Here is a 3,616-nt window from a genome sequence, read left to right on the forward strand (position 1 = left end):
GTATTGTTTCTTGTCATCTATGCTGGCACATATTTCTTGTTTCCGCCTAATGGGAAGTCCTCAATTGACCTTCCTGTCGGTGATGACATGGCTACACAAATCAAGAAAGGGGCAACTATATATACGAAGAATGTCCCTGACTACGTCCTGGCGGGAGGGACGGGCGTGTTCACTGCAGATTTTTCGGCTACCGTGAAGGTAACCTCCGTCCAGAACACTAGGACAATTTTGGGAGAAATCACTTCGTTTACGAATATCGTTGGGCAGAATCCGGAACATAACACGGTGATTCTCTATCTCTGTCGACCGCTCTTAACCAAGGCGGAGCAGCTTCCAGACGGTACCATTGCGTATGGTGGCATCACATATCCTCAGATTGTTGTGGGACAGTCGTATGACGTGTTCGGAATCCTCCAGAATCCTTGGCAGGACTACCCGTATGTCTACATCTCGAGCCCGCTTGCGTTCGAACAGACTGCCGGGGATAACGGATTTGACTCGGAAAGTTCTGTACTGGTAACGAAGCCTATCGATTCAGATAAGATGCCTGCACTTCAAGAAGAAGTTGATAATGGGCATCTGCCAGAACTCCTTAAACCGCAACTCGTGGCCTTTGACTTCTTGGTGCATGAACTTGCTATTCCAGGGAGCACTGTGAGCAATGTGCAGGATGAGAAGCAGCCGAATGGGCAGCGCAACGTGACCGTGAGCCTTCAGGACGGGCGCACGATCCAGCTTGTGCTGATTCAGCCTGTCCGTACCGGCCCGACCGGCATTTGGTGCGTCAAGAAGTTCCGTTTTGTGCAGTAGAGGCAATGTGGCNNATAGTCGCTCCGGGTCCATAGAGCTTTGCTGTATTTTAGGTTGGAGGGAAGCATGAGAAAGAACAGGTTTGTCTTATCGGCACTCATTATCGCAGCGTTCTTGTGCACGGGGTTGCCGGCAGCTGCGATGGCTGACAGTGGCCCCGTCTACTTCTCGGCGGGCGTCCTGGTGCCGACCACCAGCAACGATATCCGGATGACACGCGAAGTGCTGACCATCGACTACACGAATCAGATCACGCCGATACCCGATCACCAGTCAGACTACGTCAACGTGCGCGCCCGCTTCTGGTTCAGGAACGAGGGAAAGGCCGTGACACAGAAGATGGGGTTTCCCCTCGGGCGGGAAGAACTCAGCGGATTTGGCATGTTCGGCCCGGAGTTCACCGTCACCGTGGACGGCACTGCCATCATAGCCCACATGCTGGAGGGACAGAAGGTCACTGCCGGCAGCGAGCTGACCTACGACATGTGGAGTGCCTATGAGGTATCGTTTGCGACCGGGCAAACGCGGGTTGTCGACGTCACCTACAGGATCCTTCCCCGAGCTGGCTACTTCCTCTATGTCCTGCAAACAGGGCGGCTGTGGAAGGGACCCATTGGTGACCTGACCATCGACGTCAACTTCGGCCGCCCGGCCGCCTTCCCGGACCTCCTCTCGGTGCAGCCCGCGGGATACCATACCCAAGGCAACCACATCCTGTGGCACCTCACCAACTATGAGCCGCTGCAGGACATCGAGATCGAGAGCATGTCGCCGGTGTTCTGTCGAAGCGTGCGCCCACTCAAGGAAACTGCAGAACGGACCGGCTCAGGGGCAGACTGGTATCGGTATGCGATGGCACTGCTGCCGGACAGCGTCGTCGGGCGGTACGCTGCAGTGTCGGAGTCCGAGGGCGCAGTCTCGTCGACCCCGCAGGCATTCGTACGAGGCCTTCAGACCAGCGCATATGCAGACTATGTCCAGCGGACGCTGATCACTGCGCTCAACCACTGCACGCACGGAAGCGCAGAGGCACGCGTTCTCAGGGCGGCATACGATGCCCGGTTCTCCTACTACAGAGTCACGGGCGATTTCCTGAACGGCGTCGACAGGTGGAGAACCAGTCCATCGATACGAGCGCACGACCTGTATCGGGAACTACTCGATGCAGGCATGTCAGTCACGAAGCTGTCACCGGAGGAGGCGCGCCTGCTGCCGTGGCTGACGGTCAACATGGCCGGCGAGTCCATGTCAGGTGGGTACAGCTTGAGTGCTATCCACGAACTGGATCAGTCGCAAGCATACGCCAAGCAGGAAGGAATCCAGGAGAGCGATGCATACCAGGAAGTGCTGGAGGCAGTCCTGGGGTTTATCAGCTCCTGGAACAATCCCCGCCTGCTGGTTGGTGTGTCCATTGTCCCGCACGTCGAGATCCAGCAACAGAAGATAGATACGATCGTCGGAGGCCCCGCCTGGCGCGTGCGCATCATCCTGCATCAGACGCTGCCGTCATCGGAGGCACAGATTGTCAAAGGTTTCACAGTGTCGTCTCAACCGGACTGGAAAACGATGCCGGCAATCGACAACAAAACGGGACTGGTCCAATACTATTCCAACAACGGCTTGATCGAGAGTGGATTCTCCGATACGAATCCCGATGACTACCTGTCTATCATGACTCTTGTAGAAGTCAGAAATGCCGAAGAATGCCAGAAGATCGTTACGACGGCAGCGGACACGAGTGCCACCAATCTGATGTTTACCAAAGCATACAGTGGCATGGAGTTTGACTATCCAGGCGATGCCATGATCGACTCTTCGATGCAGTCCAGCAGCTGCACGTGGTTGCAGGCGATTGCCCCGAAGATCAGCTTCGACGCTGGCCGAGGCGTTACCGTCACCTTGGACTCCAGCGTCCCGATGTCCAATGCTCTCTGTGACAAAGCTGAGGCAGAGCTAAAGAAGATCGTTGCCTCGTACGGCACGCTCCCCTGGTCCATGGACTCTGAGATCGACAAGACACTGCAGCACAACCTCGATCTGGTCGAACAGACTCGTGGCAAAAACCCGTCCGTGACAATGGTCACCTACACTGCAGACGGGACTGTCGCAAAGACTGTGCCCACTGAGCGCGCCGTCGAAACCCGCGGTACCCTCTGGGTCGTCCTTGCCGGCATCGCAGGACTGGTTGCAGGGCTGGTGCTTGGAATGCTCCTGACATCTCGCCACTTCCTCACATGAGTTCCGAAAGCGGCCTCTAGTACTCACCTTTGTCGTCGGAATGTGAGAACTGGGTGGAGCAAACCTCTTTGACATAGGTGAAGTCGCTCTATACTATTCTGTATTAGTATGTCGGCTAATGATTAGCCGACATGAAAATAGTGAGGTAAAGCAGCTTATGAAAGCTAAACATAAACAAGAAGAAGTACTGAGCTATTCCGCAGACGACCTGGAACTGTTTTTTCGTGCGGTGAACAAGATGCACCGGCGCTGCCTGAAGAAAGAAATGGATAGCCGGGGCCTGAGCAAGGTCGGACAACCAATGATCCTGTTCATGCTGCGAAATCATGAGGTCGCCGCCGAGTGTGACCAGAAAGGATTCTCGGAGGCGTTAGGCGTCAGTCCTGCGACCGTTGCCGTTTCGATCAGGCGCATGGAGAAGGCGGGGCTCATCAGCAAGTCAACTGACCCAGTTGACCTGCGGCGTAACCACCTTGCCATCACCGACAAGGGGTTGCACGTCGTCGACGACTGCATTCGAGCCTTTCAGCATGTCGACACAGGCACCTTCAAGGGGTTCTCGGAAGAA

General features: G+C 55.6%; 2 protein-coding genes and 1 pseudogene. All 3 read left to right on the forward strand.

The features are described from left to right. A pseudogene (locus SMC5_RS07770) lies at nt 1–810 on the forward strand (hypothetical protein); the annotation flags it as partial. A gap of 66 nt (nt 811–876) precedes the next feature. Next, nucleotides 877–3,048 carry a DUF4424 family protein gene (locus tag SMC5_RS07775; RefSeq protein ID WP_119120256.1) on the forward strand — a complete coding sequence of 724 codons (2,172 nt, stop codon included), beginning with the start codon at nt 877–879 and terminating at the stop codon, nt 3,046–3,048. 157 nt (nt 3,049–3,205) lie between these two features. After that, the coding region (locus SMC5_RS07780) for a MarR family winged helix-turn-helix transcriptional regulator (RefSeq protein WP_165849029.1) at nt 3,206–3,616 on the forward strand (411 nt) is incomplete at its 3' end.

The organism is Candidatus Cryosericum odellii (assembly GCF_003570935.1).
GTDB lineage: Bacteria > Caldisericota > Caldisericia > Cryosericales > Cryosericaceae > Cryosericum > Cryosericum odellii.